We start from the raw sequence: 23,753 nt of genomic DNA, 5'->3' as shown, positions 1-23,753 counted from the left end.
CTTAATACAAATCAATTAAAATAAACATTATGTTTAAAAAACTACTATCCATAGTTTTGGTAGTGTGTAGTATGGCTATTTATGCACAAACTACAGTAAATGGAAAAATTTACGACGAATACTTGGAGCCTTTTCCAAATGCAGTAATTCTTTCAGGAGAAGCAAGAGCAACTTCTGATTTTGAAGGAAAATTTACGTTACAAGTTAAGTCAACCTACCCTATAACTATACAAGTTTCTGCTTTTGGATATAAAACAGAAATCATAGAAGTTACTTCACAAGATCAAGAAGTAAATGTAATATTAAAAGAAAGTGTAGCATTAGATGAAGTTGTAATTTCAGCATCTAGATCTCCTGAACGAGTTATCGAATCTCCAGTAACTATTGAAAGAATGGGTATTGTTGATGTTAAGAGAAATACTTCTGTTTCATTTTATGACGGATTAACAAACTTAAAAGGAATTGAGTCGCGTGAGGCGAATTACGGATTTAAATCTGTAAACTCTCGTGGTTTTTCTACTTTTGATAATACTCGATTTGTACAGTTAGTTGATGGAGTAGAAACATCAATACCAGCACTGAACTTCTCAGCAGGAAACATTCTAGGATTGTCTGATTTAGATGTTAAGAATGTTGAAATTCTACCTGGAGCTTCTTCTGCTTTATATGGGGCAAACGCCTTTAACGGTATTTTGTTAATGAGAAGTAGAAATCCTTTTGATGATGCGGGTATTAGTACTTATATTAAAACAGGTACTATGTCACAAGAAGCAGCAGGTAATAATCCTTTTTATGACGCAGGAATTCGTATGGCATATAAGTTTAATGATTATGTTGCTGCTAAAGCAAACTTAACTTATTTCTCTGCTGAAGAATGGCATGCTGTTGATACTAGAAATACAACAGGAATTGGTGGAGTAGCTATTGATGGAGATAGAAATACAAATACTGATTATGATGGTGTAAATGTATATGGTGATGATTTTAATTTTAACTTAAATGATTTAAATTCAGCATTACCTTCTTTGGATGTAAGTAGAACAGGGTACAATGAAGCTGACTTAACTAACTATAATGGTTATAACTTAAAATTTGATGGATCTATACACATCAGACCATGGGCAAATGATGCATTAGAGATTGTATTAAATTCTCGTTTTTCTCGTGGAGATAACACATATCAAGGAACAAATAGATTCTCTCAAAAAGGATACTTTATTGAGCAGTATAAATTAGAACTTATAGGGAAAAATTTCTTTGTAAGAGGATATTATACAGGAAATGATTCAGGAAAAAGTCACGATTTACGATTTGCAGCAATTGCTTTAAATGAAAAGTACAACCCAACGCAAAACTGGTATCAAGAATATGCAGGTATATATAGTGGAGCAATAACGGTTCCTGGGTATACACCTCTTAATGATGCTGATGCAAGAAGGTTTGCTAATAGAAACAGATATGTTCCTGGGTCACCTGAGTTTAAAACAGCTTTAGAAGAAGTAATCAATACTCCAATAAACAAAGGAGGAGCAGGGATAAAAGACGAAACTTCTTTTTATCACTTTGATGCTAATTATAACTTCAAGGATTTAATTCGTTGGGGAGAGATTCAAGTAGGAGGTTCTTACCGTAAATTTGATATTAACTCAAACGGAACTTTATTTACAGATGAAAATAGTAGTATAGAGTTTGATATGGTTGGGGTTTACTCTCAAATTCAAAAGAAATTTTTAGATGATAGATTAAAGTTTACTGGATCTGTTCGTTATGATAAATCTAAAAACTTTGAAGGAAACTTCTCACCAAGGGTAGCGTTAAACTATTCTTTAGGTGAATCAAAAAACCATATTTTAAGAGCTTCTTATCAAACAGGATTTAGAAACCCTAGTACTTTAGAGCAATACTTTGGATTACGTTCAGGTCCAAGTAAGTATATCTTAGGTACTTCTCAAGAAAACTTAGATCGTTTTTCTACTATAGTAGCTAATCAAGATGGCTCTACTAGTGTAATTACAGGTAGACAAGCTTTTGGAAATGCTTTAGTTGGAACAGATAATAGAGTTAAACTTGACGTGAATCCAATTAAACCAGAAAAGGTTACTTCATACGAAGTTGGATATAGAAGTATTATCGACTTAAATAGTAGAAATATATTAGAATTGGATATAAATGGTTATTATAACCAGTATAACGACTTTGTAGCATTCAAAGATGTTATTGTAGCTAATTATGGAACTTTAGAAGCAGATGGAACACCAGATGCACAAGCTGATGCAGCAATAGATAATGGAGATTATACATCATTTGTACTTAATACAAATACATCAGCTAATGTTGATTCGTATGGTGTAGGTGTAGGGTTAAATACAAAAGTATTTAAGACGTTTAACTTAGGAGCCAACTATACATATTCAAAATTAGTTTTTGATCAAAGTGATGATCCAACTTTTAAAGCAGGATTTAATACTCCAGAACATCAAGTAAAAGTAATGTTTGGAAATCCGAACTTGTTTAAAAATTTTGGGTTTAATGTGAATTTAAGATGGCAAGATGAGTTCTATTGGCAGTCAAGTTTCTTAGATGATACAGTAGATGCAAGAACTGTATTAGATGCACAAATAAACTATAGAGTGCCTGCTATTAAATCAAGATTTAAATTAGGAGGAACGAACTTAACTGGTAACGAATATATGGTTGCACCAGGATCAGGATTAATTGGTTCTATGTACTATGTTTCTTGGACAATTAATGACTAGAAATAGTTTACTATAAAATAAAAAAAGGCGTGAATTAATTCACGCCTTTTTTTATTTTATAAACTTGTAAGTTTACTATTCGTTTTCAGAGTCATTAATTATCCCTAATCGTTTAGCACGCTGTTCCCAGCTTTTTCTAGCCAAACTTTGTAGGTTTGCTACATTGTCACTCTCATCCATTATTTCATAGCCTAAAAGGGTTTCTATAACGTCTTCTTGAGTTACTAAACCGCTAACTGCTCCATATTCATCTACAACTAAAGCTAAATGCTCTCTTTGCTCAATTAACTTTTCAAATAAATTAGGAATAGAAAGCTCTCTGCTAGCAATAATAATTTCTCTTTTAATTGTTTTTAAAGGTTCGTTTCCTTTGTTGTCAACCAAAGAAAGCAACAACTGATCCTTTAAAACATATCCAGTTATGTTGTCTGGATTTTCAGCATACACAGGTATTCTAGAAAAGCGTAAAGGTCTATTTTCATTAAAAAACGATTCAATGCTTTGGTTTTCGTCAGCAGTAGTAAGTACCGTACGAGGTGTCATAATATGTTTAGCTTGAACTTCTTTAAAGTTTAGCATGTTTCTAATTACTTTACCTTCACTTTCATGAAAAACACCTTCTTGCTCAGCAATATCGGTCATGGCGGAAAAATCTTCTCTACTTAAAACACTTTCACCATGTGCTCCTTTACCAAATAGTTTAGTAAATAATTGAAGTACCCATATAATACCAGTGTATTTACAGAAGAAAATTAGCACATTTAAGGCCTTGGTTGTAAAACCAGCTAGAGATTTCCAATAAGTTGCTCCGATAGTTTTAGGAATAATTTCAGATGCTACTAAAATTAAAATAGTCATTATAGCAGAAACGATAAAAACACCGTTTCCTTCGTCGTTAAATATTTTCTTTGCTTGAGCACCAACTAAGATAGCTCCTACTGTATGGGCTATGGTGTTTACTGTTAAGATAGCAATAAGAGGCTTGTCAACGTCTTTTTTTAAAGCTTCAAGATCGTTTGCGTAAGCTTTTTCTTCTTTCTTTTTAACATTCACAAAAGTAGGGGTAACACTTAGTAGTACAGCTTCTAATATAGAGCATAAAAAAGAGAAAAATATAGATAAGGTGGCGTAAACAATTAATAATGTCATTCGTTAAAATTTTTAGGCTAAAATACGTAAAAAAGAAAACCTCAAGAATATATTCTTGAGGCTTTACTATTATGTTTTGTTTTTCTAGAAACCGTAATTTACTCCTAGACCAAACACTTCTCTCGTTTGGAATCCTCTAAAGGCGTTGTCGTCATAAATAGCTTGCATAGAAAGATTCGCAGATAAGTATTTGTTAACTTTCATTACTACGTTAACAGTGTAGTCAATATCTACATTTTGAAAATCTTCCAAGTAGTTACTGTATAAGTTCAATATATTTTCTACAGACACATTTTTCATTACATCTAATTTGTAATAGGCATTAACTGCAGCACCTAGTTCATAACGAGTAGTTTCGTTTTGCTCTACTCCAAAAGCAGGTCCAAAATCAGTCAAGTGTTTGTGTACATATATTAACTTAGAAGTTGCAGGAGCGATGTTTACTTTTAAATTGTCATGTTTTTTCCAAAGCATACCAGGTCCAAATTGGAAGTATGCAGGAGAAAAGAAATGAGATGTTTGCTCGCCAGAAACATAGGTTGAAGACATTTGAGTCTTAAAGTTGAAAAAAGCAGAGTAATACCAATATCCGCCGGCTTTTTTTCCTAATAAAGAGTTTAACTCTAAACGGTCATCTGTTTTTTGTACTTCTTCTCCTTTTAACTTTGTTAAACCGTAAGAAGCAATTAATTTATTATCCCAAGTCCAATCACCTTTGGTGTAATTAAAATCATAGTTTAATCCAATAGTACCAGAAATGTTATTTGTACCACCAGCTAACCAATTATTAAAAGCAGATTGGTTGAATAAAAAAGAAATGTTACCGCTTCTTTTCCATCCTTCTTTAGGTTCTTCTTTTTTTTCTTCTTGAGCGTTAACTGTTAGTGCTCCAAACAAAACAGCAATAGCTAATAATTTTTTCATTTTAATAGTTTTAAATTAATTTTTGAGGGCGCGAATGTACGCTTAACCTAGGGGTTAGACAATAACATTACGCCAAAAGTCACGTCTTATGAAAAATATAATTTAAACCAAGACCAAACACTTCTTTAAATTGTACTTTGCTTGAAGCATCGTCATCAATAATGGCGTGTAAGCCAAGGTTTGTAGACAGGTTTTTATTAATTTTAACAAAGATGTTTAATTGATAATCGATATCAATGTTTTGTGGTTTGTTCAAATAATCAGAATATACTGCTACAATGCTTTCCATGGTAACATCTTTCATTATTTCGCTTTTAAAATAAGCTGAAAGGTTGAAACCTAAACTGAAATTTATATTCTTACCTTCATCTACACCATACTTTCCTGAAAACTCATCTGAAACAAATGTGTAACGAGCTGAAGCAGGAGCAACGTTTATTCTTGCATCATCATTTTTTTTCCATAACATACCAGGGCCAAAACTCCAATATGCAGGAGAAAAGAAATCTGAAACAGCTAGCTTTGGTTCTTGTTTATAATCATAACCTCTGGTGTACTGCGTTTTAAAATTACTAAAAAATGAGAAAAACCATAGTTTTGAAGTTCTTAAACCAAGTAAAGAGTTATATTCAAATTGATCTTCTGTTTTTCTTACTCCTTGACCATCTACATAACTAATTCCATAAGCAGAAATAACTTTATTATCCCAGTTCCACTTTTTTCTTTTGTAGTTAAAATCATAACCAAGTGTCATATTTCCAGCAACGGTGTTATTTCCACCTGCTGCCCAATTAGAAAAAGATGATTGATTGAAAAGAAAAGTATATTTTCCTACAACAGTCCATTTTTTGGGAGGATTCTTTTTGACCAGAGGTTCTGCAAATACTCGTCTATTAAATATATAGAAAGCAAAACTAGTGTCTAAAGGTGAGTTTTGTAAACCTACAGTAGAAATACTATCTTTTTTAGTTTCTTGTGAAACTATAGAAAAAGAGTAACAAGAAAACAGGATTAAGAACAGTTTTTTCATTTGTTATTAAATTGAGGAGTTCTATGAGTTTAATTATCTTTTTCTCTTATAAAGCGGTACTGTTGAACAAGCTTCACCAAACATGATGGTTTTAGCTACAGGTTTGATTTTTTCAATTAATAAGGTATATGCTGATGGTGGTATAGGCTTATTTGCACACCCTTTAATTATTACAGGCTTGTCCTTATATTCAGAAGTGTCTAGCTTGTGAATAATCTCTTGATATATTACAGTTTCTAATAATATTAAGTCACCAACAACAACTTTTTTAGCAAAAGGAGTAAGTTCAGTAGTCAATAAAAGATAAGCCCAAGAAGGAATAATGGCATCAGTGGAACAGGTTAATGAAACATAACTATCTTGGTATTGAGTCCAGTCATGATTTTTTACAGATTCTCTAAAATCCTTTTCACGAAGAATCAATTCTTCAAACAACCAATTTTTAATATCAAACACTACACGCTTACCTTTAGGGTAAAAATCTTCTAAATCTATCGTAGTAAGCTTACTGTTAGCAACTCTATTTATAATTTCTTCTGCCATATTTAGTTGAAAAGTTTAAAAGTTGTACGCTTTGTGTTTTTAATAGTTATATCAAAGGCCTTATAGCATTCCTAATTCTAATTTTGCTTCTTCACTCATCATGTCTTGAGTCCAAGTTGGATCAAAAGTGATTTCAACCTCACAGTTGTTGATTTCTTTCAAAGTTTTTACTTTTTCCTCTACTTCAACAGGTAATGTTTCAGCAACAGGACAGTTAGGAGAAGTTAATGTCATTAATATTTTGGCATCATTCTCTTCTGATATAAAAACATCATAAATTAAACCTAGTTCATATATGTCAACAGGTATTTCAGGGTCGAAAATGGTTTTTAATACACGAACTATTTTATCTCCTAATTCTTCTAATTTATCTTCAGTCATAATTCTAAACTTCTTTTAATTCGCTAACTTGCTTTGTTGCGCAATTGCGTACATTTTAATTTGTTTTACCATTGATACTAATCCGTTAGCACGTGTAGGGCTCAAATGTTCCTTTAAGCCAATTTCGTCTATAAATTCAGTATCGGCGTCTAAAATGGCCTTAGGTGTTTGGTCAGAAAATACCCTCAATAATAAAGCCACAATTCCTTTTGTTAAAATAGCATCACTATCGGCAGTAAACTCAATAGTGTCACCTTTTAACTCAGAGTGTAACCATACTTTCGATTGACATCCTTTAATTAGGTTTTCATCTAATTTGTATGCTTCGTCTATTAATGGTAGCGATTTACCTAGTTCAATAATGTACTCATAACGCTCCATCCAGTCTTCAAACATAGAAAACTCGTCAATAATTTCTTCTTGTATTTCTTTGATAGTCATTTTTTAAAACTATTTTTGCAAAGTCAAAAAGACCGTTTTTAATTAAAGACGCAAAATTACGACAAAAAAGGCAGTTGACATGAGAGTTTAAGCCTTAATGAGTAGAATTAGTAAAATTTTAAGTCTTAGTAATTTATAGAGACTTAAAGAAACAAATAGATTTCCTTAGGTAAAGGAATATTAAGTAGAGTTATGAGTAAATTATTAGCAGTAGGAACAGTAGCATTTGACGCTATAGAAACACCATTTGGAAAAACTGATAAAATCTTAGGAGGGTCAGGAACTTTTGTAGGATTAGCAGCTTCACAGTTTGGAGTGCAAACAGGAGTAGTTTCTGTAGTTGGAGGAGATTTTCCACAGTCATACATAGATATGATGAACGATAAAGGAATTAATACTGATGGAGTGGAAATAGTAAAAGAAGGAAAAACTTTCTTTTGGAGTGGAAAGTATCATAACGATATGAACTCTCGCGATACTTTAGTAACTGAACTGAATGTGTTAGAGCATTTTCAACCTGTAGTTCCAGAATCTTTTAAAGATGCGCCGATTGTAATGTTAGGTAATTTGCACCCATTAACACAAGCATCGGTATTAGATCAAATGAATGAAAGACCTAAGTTAGTAGTGTTAGACACTATGAACTTTTGGATGGATATAGCATTAAACGATTTACATGAAGTTTTAAAACGTGTAGATGTTATTACAATTAACGATGAGGAAGCACGCCAGTTAAGCGGGGAGTACTCTTTGGTAAATGCAGCAAAGAAGATTCACGAAATGGGACCAAAATACGTTGTAATTAAAAAAGGAGAACACGGAGCTTTATTGTTTAATGAAGGAAACATGTTCTTTGCACCAGCATTACCACTAGCAGAAGTATTTGATCCAACAGGGGCTGGAGATACATTTGCAGGAGGTTTCTGTGGATATCTAGCTAAAACAGAAGATATTTCATTCGAGAATATGAAGAGTGCAATTATTTACGGATCTAATTTAGCATCGTTCTGTGTTGAAAAATTCGGAACACAGCGTATGGAGGCGTTAACTAGCGAAGAGGTACAAGCGCGCTTAAAAGCGTTTAAAGAATTAACACAATTTGATATAGCACTATCATAAACTATAAATCCGCGCTTTTTGCTGCGGATTTTTTTATACAACACACAAAACTACAACACAACTAAATACTTGAAATTAAATGAGTGACGCTATTAAACACGAATGCGGAATTGCAATGGTTCGTTTAAAAAAACCATTACAGTACTATAAAGATAAATATGGTACCGCGTTTTATGGTGTAAATAAAATGTACCTGTTAATGGAAAAACAGCACAATAGAGGACAAGACGGTGCTGGATTAGCAAGTATAAAATTTAATGTAGAGCCTGGAACAAGATACATAAGTAGAATCCGCTCCAACCAATCACAACCAATCCAAGATATTTTCGGAAAAATCAACCATAGAATCAATGGAGTTTTTGAAGAGAACCCAGATAAGGTTGATGATGTAAAATGGCAAGAAGAAAATGTACCTTACATTGGAAACCTATTTTTAGGGCATGTTCGTTACGGTACATTCGGTAAAAACTCTATAGAGAGTGTTCATCCATTTTTACGTCAAAGTAATTGGAGGCATCAAAGTTTAATTGTTGCAGGAAACTTTAATATGACGAACTCTAAACAGTTATTAAATGATTTAATTGATTTAGGACAGCACCCAAAAGAGTTTACAGATACTGTAACTGTGATGGAGAAGATAGGTCATTTTTTAGAGTCGGAAGTTTCTGATTTGTACTTAAAGGCTAAAGAGGAAGGGTTTAATAAAAAAGATGCTTCACCTTATATAGAAGAAAACTTAGATATTCAACGAATTTTACAGCGTTCAGCTAAAAACTGGGATGGTGGTTATGCAATGGCAGGACTATTAGGTCATGGAGACGCTTTTGTATTGCGTGACCCTTCAGCAATTCGTCCAGCATTCTTTTATGAAGATGATGAAGTAGTAGTGGTTGCTTCAGAACGACCAGTGATTCAAACAGTATTCAATGTTCCAATTGATACTATTAAAGAAATTGATAGAGGCCATGCATTAATCATCAAGAAGAATGGTCAGACAACAATGGCTCCGGTTTTGGAAGAAAGACCTAAAAAAGCATGTTCTTTTGAGCGTATTTACTTTTCAAGAGGAAGTGATGCTTCAATTTATGAAGAACGTAAAAACTTAGGAAAATATGTGTTCCCAGAAGTTTTAAAGTCTATTGATAGTGATATAGAAAATTCAGTTTTTTCTTACATACCAAATACGGCAGAAACATCGTTTTTCGGAATGATGGAAGCAGCAGAAGATGTATTGAATCAACAGAAGACAGATGCAATTTTAGCTGGTGAAGGAAAGCTTTCAAAAGAAAGAGTAATTGAAATTCTTTCTAAAAGACCACGTTTTGAAAAAATAGCAATTAAAGATGCAAAATTACGCACCTTTATTACTGATGATAGTAGTCGCGATGATTTAGTTGCTCACGTTTATGACGTTACTTATGGTGTTGTGAAGCCAACAGATAACTTAGTTATCATAGATGACAGTATTGTAAGAGGTACTACTTTGAAGAAGAGTATTATTAAGATTTTAGATAGACTAAACCCTAAGAAAATAGTAGTAGTTTCTTCTGCGCCTCAAATCCGTTACCCTGATTGTTATGGTATTGATATGGCTAAGATTAACGATTTCATTGCGTTTAAAGCTGCTTTAGAATTGTTGAAAGAGACAAATCAATATAATATTGTTGATGAAGTATACCAAAAGTGTAAACAACAAGAAGGTAGTGAGGATAAAGATGTAGTAAATTATGTAAAAGAAATTTATGCGCCGTTTACCGATGAAGAAGTTTCAGCAAAGATTGCACAAATGCTAAAAACAGCTGAAATTAAGGCAGATGTAGAGGTTATATTCCAGCCAGTAAGTGGATTACATAAAGCATGTCCAGATAATTTAGGAGATTGGTATTTTACTGGAGATTATCCTACAGATGGAGGTCATAGAGTAGTAAACCAAGCATTTATCAATTTTTATGAAGGAAGTGATAAAAGAGCTTATTAATTACTAGTAGGTCTAATAAATAAAAAAGAGTAATCGTTTGTTCGATTACTCTTTTTTTATGCTGTAAAATATGTTTAATTACATAGGAACCACAATTGCACCAGAGAACTTTTCACGAATCTCATTTAAAGCTCTGTCCGCATGTAAACGTGTTTTATAATTTCCTACTTGTATTTTCCATTCTGGAGCTTTGTAAGTTAGTTTAGTATAAACATCAGGGTATTCAATTTTAAATCTATTACGTAAGCTTCTTGCACGTCTTTCAAGTCCGTTATATAATTGTATTCTATACCCACTTCCGTTATGTTTATTGTAAGCTCGTTTTTTTTCTATTAACGAAATAATGTCTTTGTTTTCAGTAAGTTTATCTTGAGCTTTTACATTAAAAACACTACCTCCAATAATAAATAAGAAGGTGATTAATATGCTGTATTTTTTCATTTTGTTGAATCTTTTTACAAAAGTAATGACTTGTCAGTTAATACATTGTTAACGTTGTTTATTTAGAATTATTATAAATTATAGATTAGGATTCTCTTAACATTTCACAATTTAGACAGAAGTAGTACTTTTGTGCAACTTTCTGTGTACTATTTTTTAATAGTGTAACAGAAAAAATTGTACCAAAATAGATACAAAACTTATATTTTATAGTATGAAAAGTGTGAATCATCACAGTAGATTAACCAAAACTCTAGTAAGGAGTTTAGCTTTCTTTTTAGTTTTCTTAGTAAGTTCTTCCGCGTTTTCACAAGATATTGACGAAGCGCGTCAAAAAGAAGGAAAGAAATTATTTAAATCTCTTTGTGCTTCTTGTCACAAGTTAGATAAAAAACTTGTAGGTCCTGCGTTAGCTGGAGTAGAAGAAAAAAGAACTAACGAATGGTTAAAGGCATGGATTAAGAACAATGCTGAGCTTAGAGCATCTGGAGACAAAGATGCGATTGCTATTTTTGAAGAGTATAACGGTTCTAACATGACTGCTTTTCCGCAGTTAACAGATCAAAACATCGATGATATTCTTTATTATACAACTGTAGGTGAGGTTAAAAAGGCTGCTGTTGCAGGAGCTGAAGTTGCTGGTCAGCCTCAGGGAGATCAGGCACCTAAGTGGTTGATTTATATATTAGCTGCGGCAATTGTTGTAGCGTTTTTAATTATTGGTAGTTTACTAAAAACTATTAGTGAATTAAAAGGAGCTCCAAAAACTCCAGGTTTAATGGGGCAAACAGCTGAATTATGGCAAGGAATTAAACAGAATACATTCTTAAAAGTATTAACCGTGATTTTCGGAGCTTTAGTAGCTGCTTACTTCTTGTTTGGTACGTTGTTTAAAGTAGGTGTTGATGAAGGGTATCAGCCAATTCAACCAATTGCTTTTTCGCACAAGATTCATGCAGGAGATAACAAGATCAATTGTCAATACTGTCACTCGTCTGCTAAGCACAGTAAAACATCTGGAATTCCTTCAGTCAATGTTTGTATGAACTGTCATAAAAATATTTCAGAGGTTGCTGATGATACTAAAGTAGTAATGGATGACCATACATTAGTAAAAGCAGATTTAGATAAGGAAATCGCTAAGATTTATGAAGCAGCAGGTTGGGATGCAGATAAATTAGAGTATACAGGAAATACTAAACCAGTTAAATGGGTTAGAGTTCATAACTTACCAGATTTTGCATATTTTAACCACTCACAACACGTAACAGTTGGAGGTATAGCTTGTCAAAAATGTCACGGACCTGTAGAAGAAATGGAAGAGGTGTATCAACATTCTCCATTAACAATGGGATGGTGTATAGATTGTCATAAGGCGACTAAGGTTGACTTAAAAGGTAATGAGTACTATGCTAAAATTCATGAAGATTTAGCTAAAAAGTACGGTGTTGAGCAAGTAACTATTGCGCAATTAGGAGGAAAAGAGTGTGGTAAGTGCCACTATTAATCAATTTAGAAAGTAGAAAAACACATATATAAATGGCTTCAAACAAAAAATACTGGCAAAGTGTTGAAGAACTAAAAGGTAGTTCTGTTGTTGAAACGCTACGTAATAATGAGTTTGTACAAGATATTCCTACAGATGAATTTTTAGGCGACAAAGAAACCTTAGAAACATCATCAACTTCACGTAGAGATTTCTTGAAATATGTTGGATTTACCACTGCAGCAGCTTCTTTAGCAGCTTGTGAAGGTCCAGTAAGAAAATCAATTCCTTATGTAGTGCAACCAAATGATATCGTAGTAGGTGTTGCTGATTGGTACGCAACTACAATTGCAGATGGTTTTGATTTCGCAAACGTATTAGTAAAAACACGCGAAGGGCGTCCAATTCAAATCATGCCAAACAAAGAGGCAGGAGGTGTAACTAGCGCACGTACTCAAGCATCAGTTTTATCATTATACGATGAGAAATTACGTTTAAAAGAACCTAGAAAAGGTGAAACTCAAATTTCTTGGGCAGATGCAGATAAAGAAATTATTGCAAAGTTAAACGAGTTAAAAGACGCTGACGAACCAGTTGTGTTTTTAACAGGTACTTTAGCGAGTCCTTCTACTGAAAAAGTAATTGCTGACTTTATTACTGCTTATCCAAATGTGAAGCATGTGGTGTATGATGCAATTTCTGATAGTGCAGCTGCAGATGCTTTTGAAGCTATGTATGGTAAAAGAGCATTACCAGATTATGATTTTAGTAAAGCAGAAGTTATTGCATCTATAGGAGCAGATTTCTTAGGAGATTGGCAAGGTGGATATGAAAAATCTTATGCAGATGGTCGTAGAGTTGAAACTGGTAAAATGTCTTACCATGTTCAAATAGAAAGTAACATGTCTTTAGCAGGAGCAAATGCTGATAAAAGAATAGTTGCTAAACCATCTGAACAAGTTTTCGCTTTAATAAACTTATACAACCAAGTAACAGGAAGCAATCTTCCTTCAAAAGCAACAGCTTTTGATGCAGAGGTAAAGCAATTAGCTAAAGACCTTAAAAAAGCAGGTTCAAAAGGAGTTGTTGTTACAGGTTTAAATGATAAAAATGCTCAATTAATTGCTTTAGCAATTAATAAAGCATTAAATAGTGAAGTAATCGATACTAAGGCAGTGAACTTAAAACGCCAAGGTAACGATACTCAAGTTGCTCAATTAGTAGCAGACATTAAAGGAGGTAAAGTAAAAGGATTAATTACTTACAATGTAAATCCTTTATACTCATTGTCAAATGCAGCTGATTTAGCAGAAGGAATTAAGAACTTAAAATTATCTGTTGCCTTATCTACGCAAGATGACGCTACAGCTAATGCTACACAATATACATTACCATCACCTCACAACTTAGAAAGTTGGGGAGATGTTATGGCTAAACAAGGTGTTTATGGTTTAATGCAACCAACTATTCAACCATTGTTTAATACACGTCAGGTTCAAGATGTATTATTAAGGTGGTCAGGAAGTACAGTAAACTATTATGACACTTTAAAAGAATTTTGGAGTACTAATGTATTAGGAGGAGCTTCATGGAATCAAGCATTACATGATGGATTCTTTAAAGCTGAAAATGTTACTGTAGAAGAAGAAATAGCTTTTGAATCTACAGCAGATGTAAATGCAGCAGCAGTACAATTAGTAAGAAACGCGAACAACGCTTCAGGGTTCGAATTAAACTTATATTCATCAACAGCTTTAGGAGACGGTAAACAAGCAAATAACCCATGGTTACAAGAGTTACCAGATCCAATTACACGTGCTTCTTGGGATAACTACTTAACCGTTTCTATGGCAGATGCCAAAGAATTAGGTTTTGAAAACCCAGTAAAAGATAACGGCGCTATTGATGGTAACTATGCTAACGTAACAGTTAATGGAGTTACAATAAACAAAATTCCAGTTATTATCCAACCAGGTCAAGCAAAAGGATCAGTTGGTTTAGCGTTAGGTTACGGTAGAACTCAAGGATTAAAGTCAGAAATGCAAGTAGGTATTAATGCATATCCTTTCTACCAAAACGGAAACAATGTACAATACAATGTTTCTATAGAAAAAGCTTCAGGATGGCACAAGTTTGCTTGTATGCAAGTACAAAGTACTTTAGCTGGTCGTCACGATATCTTAAGAGAAGCTTCATTAAAAGAAGTAAACGATAAAAAATTAGATCCTAAGCATACTTGGAATAAACCATTTATGGTTTCTTATGATCATCAAGAAGTTGAAGGAAGTAAAATCGACTTATGGGATGAGCATGATAGAAGTTTAGGACACCACTTTAACTTATCTATCGATTTAACATCTTGTACAGGTTGTGGAGCATGTGTTATTGCATGTCACGCAGAAAACAATGTTCCAGTTGTTGGTAAAGATGAAATGAGAGTTGGTAGGGATATGGCTTGGTTACGTATTGATCGTTACTACTCTTCTACTGTAGAAGATAAGCAACACGATGCTAAAATGACGTTGGAAGAGTTTAAAGCTCAAAATCCAAACATAGCAAACCAAGAAGTTGAAAGACGTTATACTGAAAAAGTATTAGAGTTAAGCAAAGGAGATTTATTTGATGCTTTAGAAAATCCAGCAGAAAACCCACAGGTTGCTTTCCAACCTATGATGTGTCAGCACTGTAATCACGCACCATGTGAAACAGTATGTCCGGTAGCAGCAACATCACATGGTCGCCAAGGTCAAAACCAAATGGCATATAACCGTTGTGTAGGTACTCGTTACTGTGCAAACAACTGTCCATATAGAGTTCGTCGTTTCAACTGGTTTAACTATGCTGAAAACAATGAGTTTGACTTCAACATGAACAATGAGTACGGAAAAATGGTATTAAATCCAGACGTAGTTGTTCGTTCTCGTGGAGTTATGGAAAAATGTTCTATGTGTATCCAAATGACGCAAGCTACTATCTTAAAAGCTAAGAAAGAAGGTAGAGCTGTTAACAAAGATGAGTTTGAAACAGCATGTTCATCTGCTTGTTCTACTGGAGCTATGGTGTTTGGAGATATAAACAACTCAGAAGATACAGTTACAGCGTTAAAAGAAGATAAAAGAGCTTTCCACGTGTTAGATTATATTGGTACAAAACCAAACGTAGTGTATCAAGTGAAAGTAAGAAATACAAACGAAGCTTAATAGTAAAATTAATAAGTATATAGATTTATGTCGTCTCATTACGAATCATCTTATAGAGAACCTTTAATACTTGGTGACAAGAGTTACCATGATATTACTGAAGATATTGCTAGACCTATTGAAGGGAAAGCAAACAAAAATTGGTATATAGCATTCTATATCTCCTTAGCAGCAATGTTATGGGGATTTGGATGTATCTTCTACACCGTAGGAACAGGTATTGGTGTTTGGGGATTAAGTAAAAACATCGGTTGGGCATGGGATATTACCAACTTCGTATGGTGGGTAGGTATTGGTCACGCCGGTACACTTATCTCTGCCGTATTATTATTATTCCGTCAAAAATGGAGAATGGCAATTAACCGTTCAGCAGAAGCGATGACAATTTTTGCGGTATTCCAAGCAGGATTGTTCCCAATCATCCACATGGGACGTCCATGGAACGGATACTGGGTATTACCAATTCCTAACCAATTCGGATCATTATGGGTTAACTTTAACTCACCATTATTATGGGATGTATTCGCAATTTCTACGTATTTATCGGTATCATTAGTTTTCTGGTGGACTGGTTTATTACCTGATTTTGCAACGATTCGTGATAGAGCTGTAAAACCTTTCCAAAAGAAAATTTATGCATTATTATCTTTCGGATGGTCAGGTAGAGCAAAAGACTGGCAACGTTTTGAAGAAGTGTCATTAGTTTTAGCAGGTTTAGCAACGCCACTAGTACTTTCTGTACACACAATTGTATCGATGGACTTCGCAACTTCTATCAACCCAGGATGGCACTCAACAATTTTTCCTCCTTATTTCGTAGCAGGGGCAATTTTCTCAGGATTTGCAATGGTACAAACCTTATTAGGTATTATGCGTAAGGTTACAAATATGGAAGCATATATTACACGTTTACACGTTGAGTATATGAACATCGTAATCATTTTAACAGGAGGTATCGTAGCAGTAGCTTATGCAACAGAATTCTTCATTGCATGGTATACAGGATCTCCTTATGAAAACTACACATACTTATCGTTTGGTGCAGAAGCAGGAGCTTATGGATGGGCATTCTGGTCGTTATTAATTTGTAACATTTTCACACCACAGTTATTATGGATTAAAAAAATCAGAAGAAGTTTTATCTGGTCTTTTATTATCTCGATTGTAATTAATATCGGTATGTGGTTTGAGCGTTTTGATATTATCGCAATTGTATTAAGTAAAGGACAATTACCATCTACTTGGTGGCGTTTTGAGCCAACGTTTGTAGACGTAGGTATCTTCATAGGAACTATTGGGTTCTTCTTTGTATTATTCTTATTATATGCAAGAACTTTCCCAGTAATCCCTACAGCAGAGATTAAGACTATTTTGAAATCATCAGGTGAGAATTTTAAAAAATCAAGAGAAGAGAACAATGAGCACTAATAAAGTAATTCACGCATTATATAATGATGATGATATCTTAATGGATGCCGTTAAGAAGGTAAAAGCAGAGAATCATCACATTGAAGAAGTATTTTGTCCATTCCCAGTTCACGGATTAGACAAAGCAATGGGCTTAGCACCAACACGTTTAGCAATTACTGCTTTTTTATATGGTATTACAGGTTTATCAGTAGCAGTTTGGTTAACATGGTATACTATGATTGCTGATTGGCCTCAAGATATTGGAGGAAAGCCAAACTTTTCTTGGGCAACAAACATGCCAGCTTTCGTTCCAATTTTATTCGAATTAACAGTGTTTTTTGCAGCACACTTAATGGTAATTACTTTTTATATGAGAAGTAAAATTTGGCCATTTAAAGAAGCTGAAAATCCTGATCCAAGAACTACAGATGATCACTTTTTAATGGAGATTCCTGTTGAAGGAAGTGAAGAAGAGTTAGTGTCATTGTTAGAAACAACAGGAGCTGTAGAAATCAACGTAGTAGAAACGCACTAATAAAGAGATATGAAGAGTTTAAAAATAATTATCGCTTTAGCTGTAGTAGCAACAAGCTTAAGTTCTTGTAACGATAAACGCAAACCACAAGTACAATACATGCCAGATATGTATGTATCTGTACCTTATGATGCCAATGGAGCAGAAGGATTAAATAAGGAAATGGTAAATAAATTACCAGTGGCAGGTACTGTAAGTAGAAACGGAGTTGTAGCTTATGATATTCCTGATACAAATGAAGGATACGAAAAAGCAAAAGCTGAATTAAAAAACCCATTACCAACAACTGAGGCTAACTTAGAAAAAGGTAAAGAGTTATACGGTATATACTGTGCTTCTTGTCACGGAACAAAAGGTGATGGTAACGGAGTATTATCTCAAAGAGATAAATTTAACGGTATTCCAAATTATGCAGATAGAGAATTAAACCCTGGTAATATTTATCATGTAATTATGTATGGTAAAAACTTAATGGGATCTCATGCATCACAGTTAAGGTACAATGAGCGTTGGCAAGTTGTACAATACGTAGAAAAATTAAGAAGCGAATTAAAATAAGTCTATAATAGATAGTTAAGATATGTACCAGTTTTCAGGAAAATTAAAAATGCTTGCTATTGTTTTAATGGCTGTAGGACTTTTAGGAACAGGTTATAGTTTCTTTTCAGCACCTAAAACATTAGAAGAAGCAAAAGAAATTTTAGCAAAACAAGATGCACACCATGGAGGTGGTCATGAAGCAGCTACTACTCATAATGAGGAAGAGCATGCAGATGAAGCTAAAGTTGAAAAGCATGTTGAAGTTGAAAATCACGAAGAAGATACAACAACTGAAACGCATGTTGCAGATAGTACTGCTACACATACTGAAGAAGTAGCACATAATGCTGAGCAAGAAGACTCAGGAGAAGCTACAGAAAACACACAAGCGCAAGATAGTTCTGCTGTACACGTAGCGGATGATGCTCATACAGAAACTGCAACAGATGAAGCGCATGAAACAACAACTGAAGCTCACGCTGAAGTAGCTGCTCATGGTGAAGATCATGGAGATGCTCATGCAGAACACGCTTTACACCAAATGCAAAATAGACCTTGGTCTGCATTGTACGTTGCTTTATTATTCTCATTAGGTATCACATTATTAGTATTAGCTTTTTATGGATCACAAATAGTTGCACAAGCAGGATGGTCGGTAGTATTACATAGAGTAATGGAAGCTATTTCTTCAAACTTACACTATGTGAGTTTAGTAATGTTAGTATTCTTAATAGTAACGGCAATGCACATGAACCACTTATTTACTTGGATGGGAGAAGGAGTAACTGATCCAACAAGTCCAAACTACGATGCTATTGTAGATGGTAAGAAATGGTGGTTAAATACTCCAGGATGGTTAATTAGAAGTATTATATATTTAACAGGTTGGAATGTTTATCGTTTCCTTATTAGAAAGTGGTCTTTAGCACAAGATAATGGAGACTTAAAACAACACAAGAAAAACTATAATGCAACAGTTATCTTTTTAGTATTCTTTATGCTTACTGAAAGTATGGCTTCTTGGGACTGGATTATGGCAATAGACCCACACTGGTTCTCAACATTATTTGGATGGTACGTATTAGCTACCTTCTTAGTATCTGCATTAACAGTAATAGCAATGGTTACAATTTACTTACGTTCTAAGGGAGTATTACCATTAGTAAATGATAGTCATATTCATGATTTAGCTAAATTTATGTTTGGTTTTTCTGTATTCTGGACATACTTATGGTTCGCACAGTTCATGTTAATATGGTATGCAGATATGCCAGAAGAAACTACTTATTTCTTATTACGTTTTAACGAATATAAAGTACCATTCTTAGCAATGGTTGTAATGAATTTTATTTTCCCAGTATTATTATTAATCAACAGTGATTTTAAGAGCAGACCTTGGTTTGTAATCTTAGGTGGTGTTGTAATCTTAGCAGGTCATTATATCGATTTATTTGTTATGATTATGCCAGGAACCGTTGGTGGTCAATGGGGATTCGGAATTGGTGAAATTAGTGGATTATTATTCTTTACAGGATTATTTATCTTCGCTACTTTTAGTGCATTTGCAAAAGCAAATCCAGTACCAAAAGGTAACCCATATTTACACGAGAGTGAAACATATCATTACTATAATATCGAACACACAGGAGAAGATAGTAATCATCATTAATAAAAAGAATTAATAAACAAATAGTTTAGATAATATGCTCGCTTTATTTTATATTTTCATAGCAGTTGCAATTGGAGTAAGTTTTTGGCAAATTACTCGCATAATGAATTTCCGTTCTGTAATTGCTACAGATAAAGACAACGAAAAACAAGGTAAATACGCTTTAGGTTTCTTAGCATTCCTTTATGGAATGATGATTTACTGCTTAATTGCCATGAACGTAATCATGTTACCAGAAGCTGCTTCTTTTGAAGGAGAGCATGATGACAACCTTTTCAATATTACTTTTTGGTTAATTGGAATCGTTCAGTTTGGAATGCAGTTTTTAATTTTCTTCTTTACTTATAAGTATAGAGGAAACAAAAACAACAAAGCATTATTTTATGCAGATAGCCATAAATTAGAATTAATTTGGACAACAATTCCTGCAGTAACAATTGTATTGTTAATTGGATACGGTTTATGGGCTTGGAACAACATTATGTATGTTGGAGATGATGAAAACCCTATCGTAATTGAAGTATACTCTCAACAATTCCGTTGGGATGCACGTTATGCAGGTGAAGACAACCAATTAGGTTTAGGTAATGTAAACTTTATCAAGGGAATTAACACTATGGGTGTTGATATGTCTGATCCAAGTGCACAAGATGATAAGCAAGTAACTGAATTATATTTACCAAAAGGTAAAAAAGTATTATTCAAGTTCCGTTCACAAGATGTATTGCACTCTGCTTATATGCCTCACTTTAGAGCACAAATGAACTGTGTTCCAGGTATGGTTACTCAATTCGCATTTACGCCAAAGTATACTACAGCAGAAATGCGTCAGAATTCTGAGGTAATTGCAAAAACAGAAGGAATTAACAAAATTAGAAGAGCTAAAGGAGAAGATCCATATGAGTTTGATTACTTATTATTATGTAATAAAATTTGTGGAGCATCTCACTACAATATGCAAATGAAAATTACTGTTGTTGAAGAAGAAGAATACAACAAGTGGTTATCAGAACAAAAAACATTAGCTCAAGCAATTAAATAAGATATTTTTAAAAAGTATATAAAGATATAGATTATGTCAGATCATCATCACAAAGAAACATTTGTAACTAAATACATTTTTAGTCAAGATCATAAAATGATCTCGAAACAGTTCCTTGTTACAGGTATATTTATGGGTATTATAGGAGGTTTCATGTCTATGTTATTTCGTTTACAAATTGCATGGCCAGATACATCGTTTTCAATTGTTGAAGCATTCTTAGGAAACCACCAAACTGATGGAATTATGAATCCAGATATGTACTTAGCGTTAGTAACAATACACGGTACAATTATGGTATTCTTTGTATTAACGGCAGGTTTAAGTGGTACATTCTCTAACCTATTAATTCCGTTACAAATTGGAGCTCGTGATATGGCTTCTGGATTCTTAAACATGGTATCTTACTGGTTATTCTTCTTATCATCAGTAATAATGATTATTTCATTATTCGTAGAGGCAGGACCAGCATCAGCAGGATGGACAATTTACCCTCCATTATCTGCATTACCACAAGCAATTCCAGGTTCAGGTACAGGTATGACATTATGGTTAGTGTCTATGGCAATTTTCATTGCATCGTCATTAATCGGATCGTTAAACTATATCGTAACAGTTTTAAACTTACGTACAAAAGGATTGAAGATGACAAGATTGCCATTAACAATGTGGGCATTCTTCATTACAGCAATTATTGGTGTAATTTCATTCCCAGTATTATTATCGGCAGCATTATTATTAATCTTCGATAGAAGTTTTGGTACTTCTTTCTACTTATCAGATATCTTTATTTCTGGTGAAGTATTACATTACCAAGGAGGATCACCAGTATTATTTGAACACTTATTCTGGTTCTTAGGTCACCCAGAGGTATATATTATCTTATTACCAGCATTAGGTATTAGTTCAGAAGTAATTTCGACAAATGCACGTAAACCAATTTTTGGATACCGCGCAATGGTTGGATCTATTATGGCAATTGCATTCTTATCTACGATTGTATGGGGTCACCATATGTTCGTATCAGGAATGAATCCATTCTTAGGTTCTGTGTTTACTTTTACAACTGTATTAATTGCAATTCCATCAGCTGTAAAAGCATTTAACTACGTAACCACCTTATGGAAAGGTAACTTACAGTTAAATCCAGCAATGATGTTCTCTATCGGATTAGTTTCTACATTCGTAACAGGAGGTTTAACAGGATTAGTATTAGGAGATTCAGCATTAGATATTAACGTTCATGATACATATTTCGTAGTGGCTCACTTCCACTTAGTAATGGGAGTATCTGCTTTATTAGGAATGTTTGCTGGTGTTTACCACTGGTTCCCTAAAATGTATGGTAGAATGATGAACAAGACATTAGGATACTGGCACTTCTGGTTAACAATAATCAGTGCTTACGGAGTATTTTTTCCAATGCACTTTATAGGGTTAGCTGGTTTACCACGTCGTTACTATACAAACACAAACTTCCCAATGTTTGATGATTTAGCTGATATTAACGTATTCATGACTATCATGGCTATTCTTGGAGGTTTTGCACAGTTAATTTTTATAGCAAACTTCTTTATCTCTATGTATAGAGGTCAAAAAGCTACGCAAAACCCATGGAATGCAAATACATTAGAGTGGACTACTCCAGTTGAACATATACATGGAAACTGGCCAGGAGCAATTCCTGAAGTTCATAGATGGGCTTATGATTACAGTAAAACAGATGAAAATGGTGAGTATGTTCACGGAAAAGATTTCGTACCTCAAAACGTACCACTATTAGATGGTGAAGAACCATCTTAAGAAAAAAAATATAAAATAAAAAAGTCTCCCAATTGGGAGGCTTTTTTTATTAAGGTATTCCTTCGGTCAGAAATATGTTGAATTATTTTAAGTTCAGAAAAACAAAAAGAAAAATTGACTTATTGGATTCTTTAGAAGAAGAAACAAGTAAGTTCATAATGTTGTTATTTATTATTTAAAAGCTCATGTTAGGGAATTGACATATATAGTTTCTAGTAAATAATTAACTTGAACTAAACTTAGTTAGTAAAGTACTAATGAGGATTATTTAGTAGAAGATATAATACAGCGAGCATATATAGAAGATAAGTTAGAGTACCAAGAGCCTAAATTACGCAAGAACTATTTGGTAATTGTATCGAAAAGTAGGGGATATGTTGACGTATCCGAGTATAAGGAGATGTTTGCAAAGATGCGAAAGAAGCGAAAACGAAAGAAAAAGTAAACAAATTAGGGGTTAGACTTATTACTAGAGTTCATAATTAAGTACTATAACAGCTATATGTACTTCCATATTATAAGCATCCAAATAGATATAAAAGGAGTAAATAAAGGTATGAGAGGGGTGTATTGAAAAAAACTTTTGTATGTAACTAATTAGGTTTTAAAGTATTAAAAAATAGTTTAGAAAAAAGGCAAAAAAGATGCTTGTTGAATGGAAAAAGGTATCTATATTTGCACCCGCAAACGGAAGAGCGGTAAGCTAAGAAGTTAGTAAGAGTTCATTAAAATAGGGTTTAAGATATTTAAAGAAAAGGTTAAAAAATAGTTTAAATTTTTCTTGTTTATTAAGAAATAAAGTGAGTATCTTTGCAGTCCGAATTTTAGGGGAACAGTTCATTAAAATAGTGTAGCAAACAAACGAAAAAAAACTTCAAAAAAAGTTTTGTCAGATTAAAAAGAGTTTGTAGTTTTGCATCCGCTTTCACAAAGCGACACGATCACAGAAATTTTGGAAGACAGTAAGTCACTAGTTCGAGTCTAGTATTTCTACAAAAGGTTGAATTAAAGAGATGAGTTAACGCTTATTATTGGAGGTTCACCAAGTTCATTGAAAATATTGAAATTGACAGCGTAAAACAAAGAGTAGAATAACCATAACTTTACGAAGTTAGAAATTCTTTTGGAACTTAACATTTATAATATTAAAGATTATACAATGAAGAGTTTGATCCTGGCTCAGGATGAACGCTAGCGGCAGGCTTAACACATGCAAGTCGAGGGGTAACAGGGAAAAGCTTGCTTTTTTGCTGACGACCGGCGAACGGGTGCGTAACGCGTATAGAATCTGCCTTGTACAGGAGGA

General features: G+C 33.6%; 18 protein-coding genes and 1 rRNA gene (1 of these 19 only partly in view). 12 read left to right on the top strand and 7 right to left on the bottom strand.

The annotated features are described in order from the left end of the window. Positions 1 to 29: 29 nt before the first annotated feature. A complete protein-coding gene (locus ACTPNM_RS00120) occupies positions 30 to 2,756 on the top strand; it encodes a TonB-dependent receptor (RefSeq protein ID WP_440120110.1) in 2,727 nt (908 codons plus the stop codon). A gap of 75 nt (positions 2,757 to 2,831) precedes the next feature. Here ACTPNM_RS00120 and ACTPNM_RS00115 read toward each other — a convergent pair whose 3' ends face one another. From ACTPNM_RS00115 to ACTPNM_RS00090, 6 genes are all read right to left on the bottom strand, one after another. Further along, positions 2,832 to 3,905 carry a CNNM domain-containing protein gene (locus ACTPNM_RS00115; RefSeq protein ID WP_274638597.1) on the bottom strand — a complete coding sequence of 358 codons (1,074 nt, stop codon included), beginning with the start codon at positions 3,903 to 3,905 and terminating at the stop codon, positions 2,832 to 2,834. A gap of 84 nt (positions 3,906 to 3,989) precedes the next feature. After that, positions 3,990 to 4,829, bottom strand: coding sequence for a DUF3078 domain-containing protein (locus ACTPNM_RS00110; protein ID WP_440120109.1), 840 nt, complete (start codon positions 4,827 to 4,829; stop codon positions 3,990 to 3,992). Between the two features lie 79 nt (positions 4,830 to 4,908). Then, on the bottom strand, positions 4,909 to 5,859 hold the full coding sequence (locus ACTPNM_RS00105) for a DUF3078 domain-containing protein (RefSeq protein WP_440120108.1): 951 nt from the start codon (positions 5,857 to 5,859) through the stop codon (positions 4,909 to 4,911). Between the two features lie 33 nt (positions 5,860 to 5,892). After that, positions 5,893 to 6,402 (bottom strand): DUF2480 family protein, encoded by a 510-nt coding sequence (locus ACTPNM_RS00100; protein WP_274638594.1) that lies wholly within the window; start codon positions 6,400 to 6,402, stop codon positions 5,893 to 5,895. Between the two features lie 60 nt (positions 6,403 to 6,462). Beyond that, positions 6,463 to 6,783, bottom strand: coding sequence for a DUF59 domain-containing protein (locus ACTPNM_RS00095; RefSeq protein ID WP_115899355.1), 321 nt, complete (start codon positions 6,781 to 6,783; stop codon positions 6,463 to 6,465). Between the two features lie 15 nt (positions 6,784 to 6,798). Then, a complete protein-coding gene (locus tag ACTPNM_RS00090) occupies positions 6,799 to 7,224 on the bottom strand; it encodes a SufE family protein (RefSeq protein ID WP_274638593.1) in 426 nt (141 codons plus the stop codon). 192 nt (positions 7,225 to 7,416) lie between these two features. Between ACTPNM_RS00090 and ACTPNM_RS00085 the strand changes: the two genes are divergently transcribed. Further along, the gene (locus ACTPNM_RS00085) at positions 7,417 to 8,343 is read left to right on the top strand and encodes a PfkB family carbohydrate kinase (RefSeq protein WP_440120107.1); all 927 of its coding nucleotides are present in this window, start codon (positions 7,417 to 7,419) and stop codon (positions 8,341 to 8,343) included. A 79-nt stretch (positions 8,344 to 8,422) separates the two neighbouring features. Further along, a complete protein-coding gene (locus ACTPNM_RS00080; RefSeq protein ID WP_274638591.1) occupies positions 8,423 to 10,321 on the top strand; it encodes an amidophosphoribosyltransferase in 1,899 nt (632 codons plus the stop codon). A gap of 78 nt (positions 10,322 to 10,399) precedes the next feature. On the opposite strand, the gene ACTPNM_RS00075 is transcribed toward ACTPNM_RS00080, so the two are convergent. Then, positions 10,400 to 10,762 carry an SPOR domain-containing protein gene (locus tag ACTPNM_RS00075; RefSeq protein WP_274638590.1) on the bottom strand — a complete coding sequence of 121 codons (363 nt, stop codon included), beginning with the start codon at positions 10,760 to 10,762 and terminating at the stop codon, positions 10,400 to 10,402. Between the two features lie 214 nt (positions 10,763 to 10,976). On the opposite strand from ACTPNM_RS00075, the gene ACTPNM_RS00070 reads away from it, so the two are divergent. The 9 genes from ACTPNM_RS00070 to ACTPNM_RS00030 all read left to right on the top strand — a co-directional run. After that, entirely contained in the window at positions 10,977 to 12,269 is a 1,293-nt protein-coding gene (locus ACTPNM_RS00070) for a c-type cytochrome (protein ID WP_440120106.1), read from the top strand. Positions 12,270 to 12,301: 32 nt separating this feature from the next. After that, the gene (locus ACTPNM_RS00065; RefSeq protein WP_440120105.1) at positions 12,302 to 15,448 is read left to right on the top strand and encodes a TAT-variant-translocated molybdopterin oxidoreductase; all 3,147 of its coding nucleotides are present in this window, start codon (positions 12,302 to 12,304) and stop codon (positions 15,446 to 15,448) included. A 27-nt stretch (positions 15,449 to 15,475) separates the two neighbouring features. After that, entirely contained in the window at positions 15,476 to 16,876 is a 1,401-nt protein-coding gene (gene nrfD / locus ACTPNM_RS00060; protein ID WP_028891351.1) for an NrfD/PsrC family molybdoenzyme membrane anchor subunit, read from the top strand. Next, complete coding sequence (locus ACTPNM_RS00055) at positions 16,866 to 17,393, top strand: DUF3341 domain-containing protein (RefSeq protein WP_274638587.1); 528 nt, start codon at positions 16,866 to 16,868, stop codon at positions 17,391 to 17,393. The genes nrfD and ACTPNM_RS00055 overlap by 11 nt, the downstream gene beginning before the upstream one ends. Positions 17,394 to 17,402: 9 nt before the next feature. After that, positions 17,403 to 17,951, top strand: coding sequence for a c-type cytochrome (locus tag ACTPNM_RS00050; protein WP_274638586.1), 549 nt, complete (start codon positions 17,403 to 17,405; stop codon positions 17,949 to 17,951). Positions 17,952 to 17,973: 22 nt separating this feature from the next. Continuing rightward, a complete protein-coding gene (locus ACTPNM_RS00045; RefSeq protein ID WP_274638585.1) occupies positions 17,974 to 19,602 on the top strand; it encodes a quinol:cytochrome C oxidoreductase in 1,629 nt (542 codons plus the stop codon). Positions 19,603 to 19,636: 34 nt separating this feature from the next. Continuing rightward, complete coding sequence (locus tag ACTPNM_RS00040) at positions 19,637 to 20,644, top strand: cytochrome c oxidase subunit II (protein ID WP_440120104.1); 1,008 nt, start codon at positions 19,637 to 19,639, stop codon at positions 20,642 to 20,644. A gap of 33 nt (positions 20,645 to 20,677) precedes the next feature. After that, complete coding sequence (locus tag ACTPNM_RS00035; protein WP_274638583.1) at positions 20,678 to 22,447, top strand: cytochrome c oxidase subunit I; 1,770 nt, start codon at positions 20,678 to 20,680, stop codon at positions 22,445 to 22,447. Between the two features lie 1,156 nt (positions 22,448 to 23,603). After that, a 16S ribosomal RNA gene (locus tag ACTPNM_RS00030) occupies positions 23,604 to 23,753 on the top strand (it continues 1,374 nt past the right edge of the window).

The organism is Tenacibaculum sp. Ill (assembly GCF_051938915.1).
In the GTDB taxonomy this organism is placed as follows: Bacteria; Bacteroidota; Bacteroidia; order Flavobacteriales; family Flavobacteriaceae; genus Polaribacter; species Polaribacter larymnensis.
The sequence above is the reverse complement of the archived record's forward strand: the minus strand, read 5'-3'. Positions and strand labels throughout refer to the sequence as shown.

What these genes read in the sequence shown, in the direction of transcription:
- ACTPNM_RS00120 (WP_440120110.1), top strand. Translation starts at nt 30, where the DNA reads ATGTTTAAAAAACTACTATCCATAGTTTTGGTAGTGTGTAGTATGGCT.
- ACTPNM_RS00115 (WP_274638597.1), bottom strand. Translation starts at nt 3,905, where the DNA reads ATGACATTATTAATTGTTTACGCCACCTTATCTATATTTTTCTCTTTT.
- ACTPNM_RS00110 (WP_440120109.1), bottom strand. Translation starts at nt 4,829, where the DNA reads ATGAAAAAATTATTAGCTATTGCTGTTTTGTTTGGAGCACTAACAGTT.
- ACTPNM_RS00105 (WP_440120108.1), bottom strand. Translation starts at nt 5,859, where the DNA reads ATGAAAAAACTGTTCTTAATCCTGTTTTCTTGTTACTCTTTTTCTATA.
- ACTPNM_RS00100 (WP_274638594.1), bottom strand. Translation starts at nt 6,402, where the DNA reads ATGGCAGAAGAAATTATAAATAGAGTTGCTAACAGTAAGCTTACTACG.
- ACTPNM_RS00095 (WP_115899355.1), bottom strand. Translation starts at nt 6,783, where the DNA reads ATGACTGAAGATAAATTAGAAGAATTAGGAGATAAAATAGTTCGTGTA.
- ACTPNM_RS00090 (WP_274638593.1), bottom strand. Translation starts at nt 7,224, where the DNA reads ATGACTATCAAAGAAATACAAGAAGAAATTATTGACGAGTTTTCTATG.
- ACTPNM_RS00085 (WP_440120107.1), top strand. Translation starts at nt 7,417, where the DNA reads ATGAGTAAATTATTAGCAGTAGGAACAGTAGCATTTGACGCTATAGAA.
- ACTPNM_RS00080 (WP_274638591.1), top strand. Translation starts at nt 8,423, where the DNA reads ATGAGTGACGCTATTAAACACGAATGCGGAATTGCAATGGTTCGTTTA.
- ACTPNM_RS00075 (WP_274638590.1), bottom strand. Translation starts at nt 10,762, where the DNA reads ATGAAAAAATACAGCATATTAATCACCTTCTTATTTATTATTGGAGGT.
- ACTPNM_RS00070 (WP_440120106.1), top strand. Translation starts at nt 10,977, where the DNA reads ATGAAAAGTGTGAATCATCACAGTAGATTAACCAAAACTCTAGTAAGG.
- ACTPNM_RS00065 (WP_440120105.1), top strand. Translation starts at nt 12,302, where the DNA reads ATGGCTTCAAACAAAAAATACTGGCAAAGTGTTGAAGAACTAAAAGGT.
- nrfD (WP_028891351.1), top strand. Translation starts at nt 15,476, where the DNA reads ATGTCGTCTCATTACGAATCATCTTATAGAGAACCTTTAATACTTGGT.
- ACTPNM_RS00055 (WP_274638587.1), top strand. Translation starts at nt 16,866, where the DNA reads ATGAGCACTAATAAAGTAATTCACGCATTATATAATGATGATGATATC.
- ACTPNM_RS00050 (WP_274638586.1), top strand. Translation starts at nt 17,403, where the DNA reads ATGAAGAGTTTAAAAATAATTATCGCTTTAGCTGTAGTAGCAACAAGC.
- ACTPNM_RS00045 (WP_274638585.1), top strand. Translation starts at nt 17,974, where the DNA reads ATGTACCAGTTTTCAGGAAAATTAAAAATGCTTGCTATTGTTTTAATG.
- ACTPNM_RS00040 (WP_440120104.1), top strand. Translation starts at nt 19,637, where the DNA reads ATGCTCGCTTTATTTTATATTTTCATAGCAGTTGCAATTGGAGTAAGT.
- ACTPNM_RS00035 (WP_274638583.1), top strand. Translation starts at nt 20,678, where the DNA reads ATGTCAGATCATCATCACAAAGAAACATTTGTAACTAAATACATTTTT.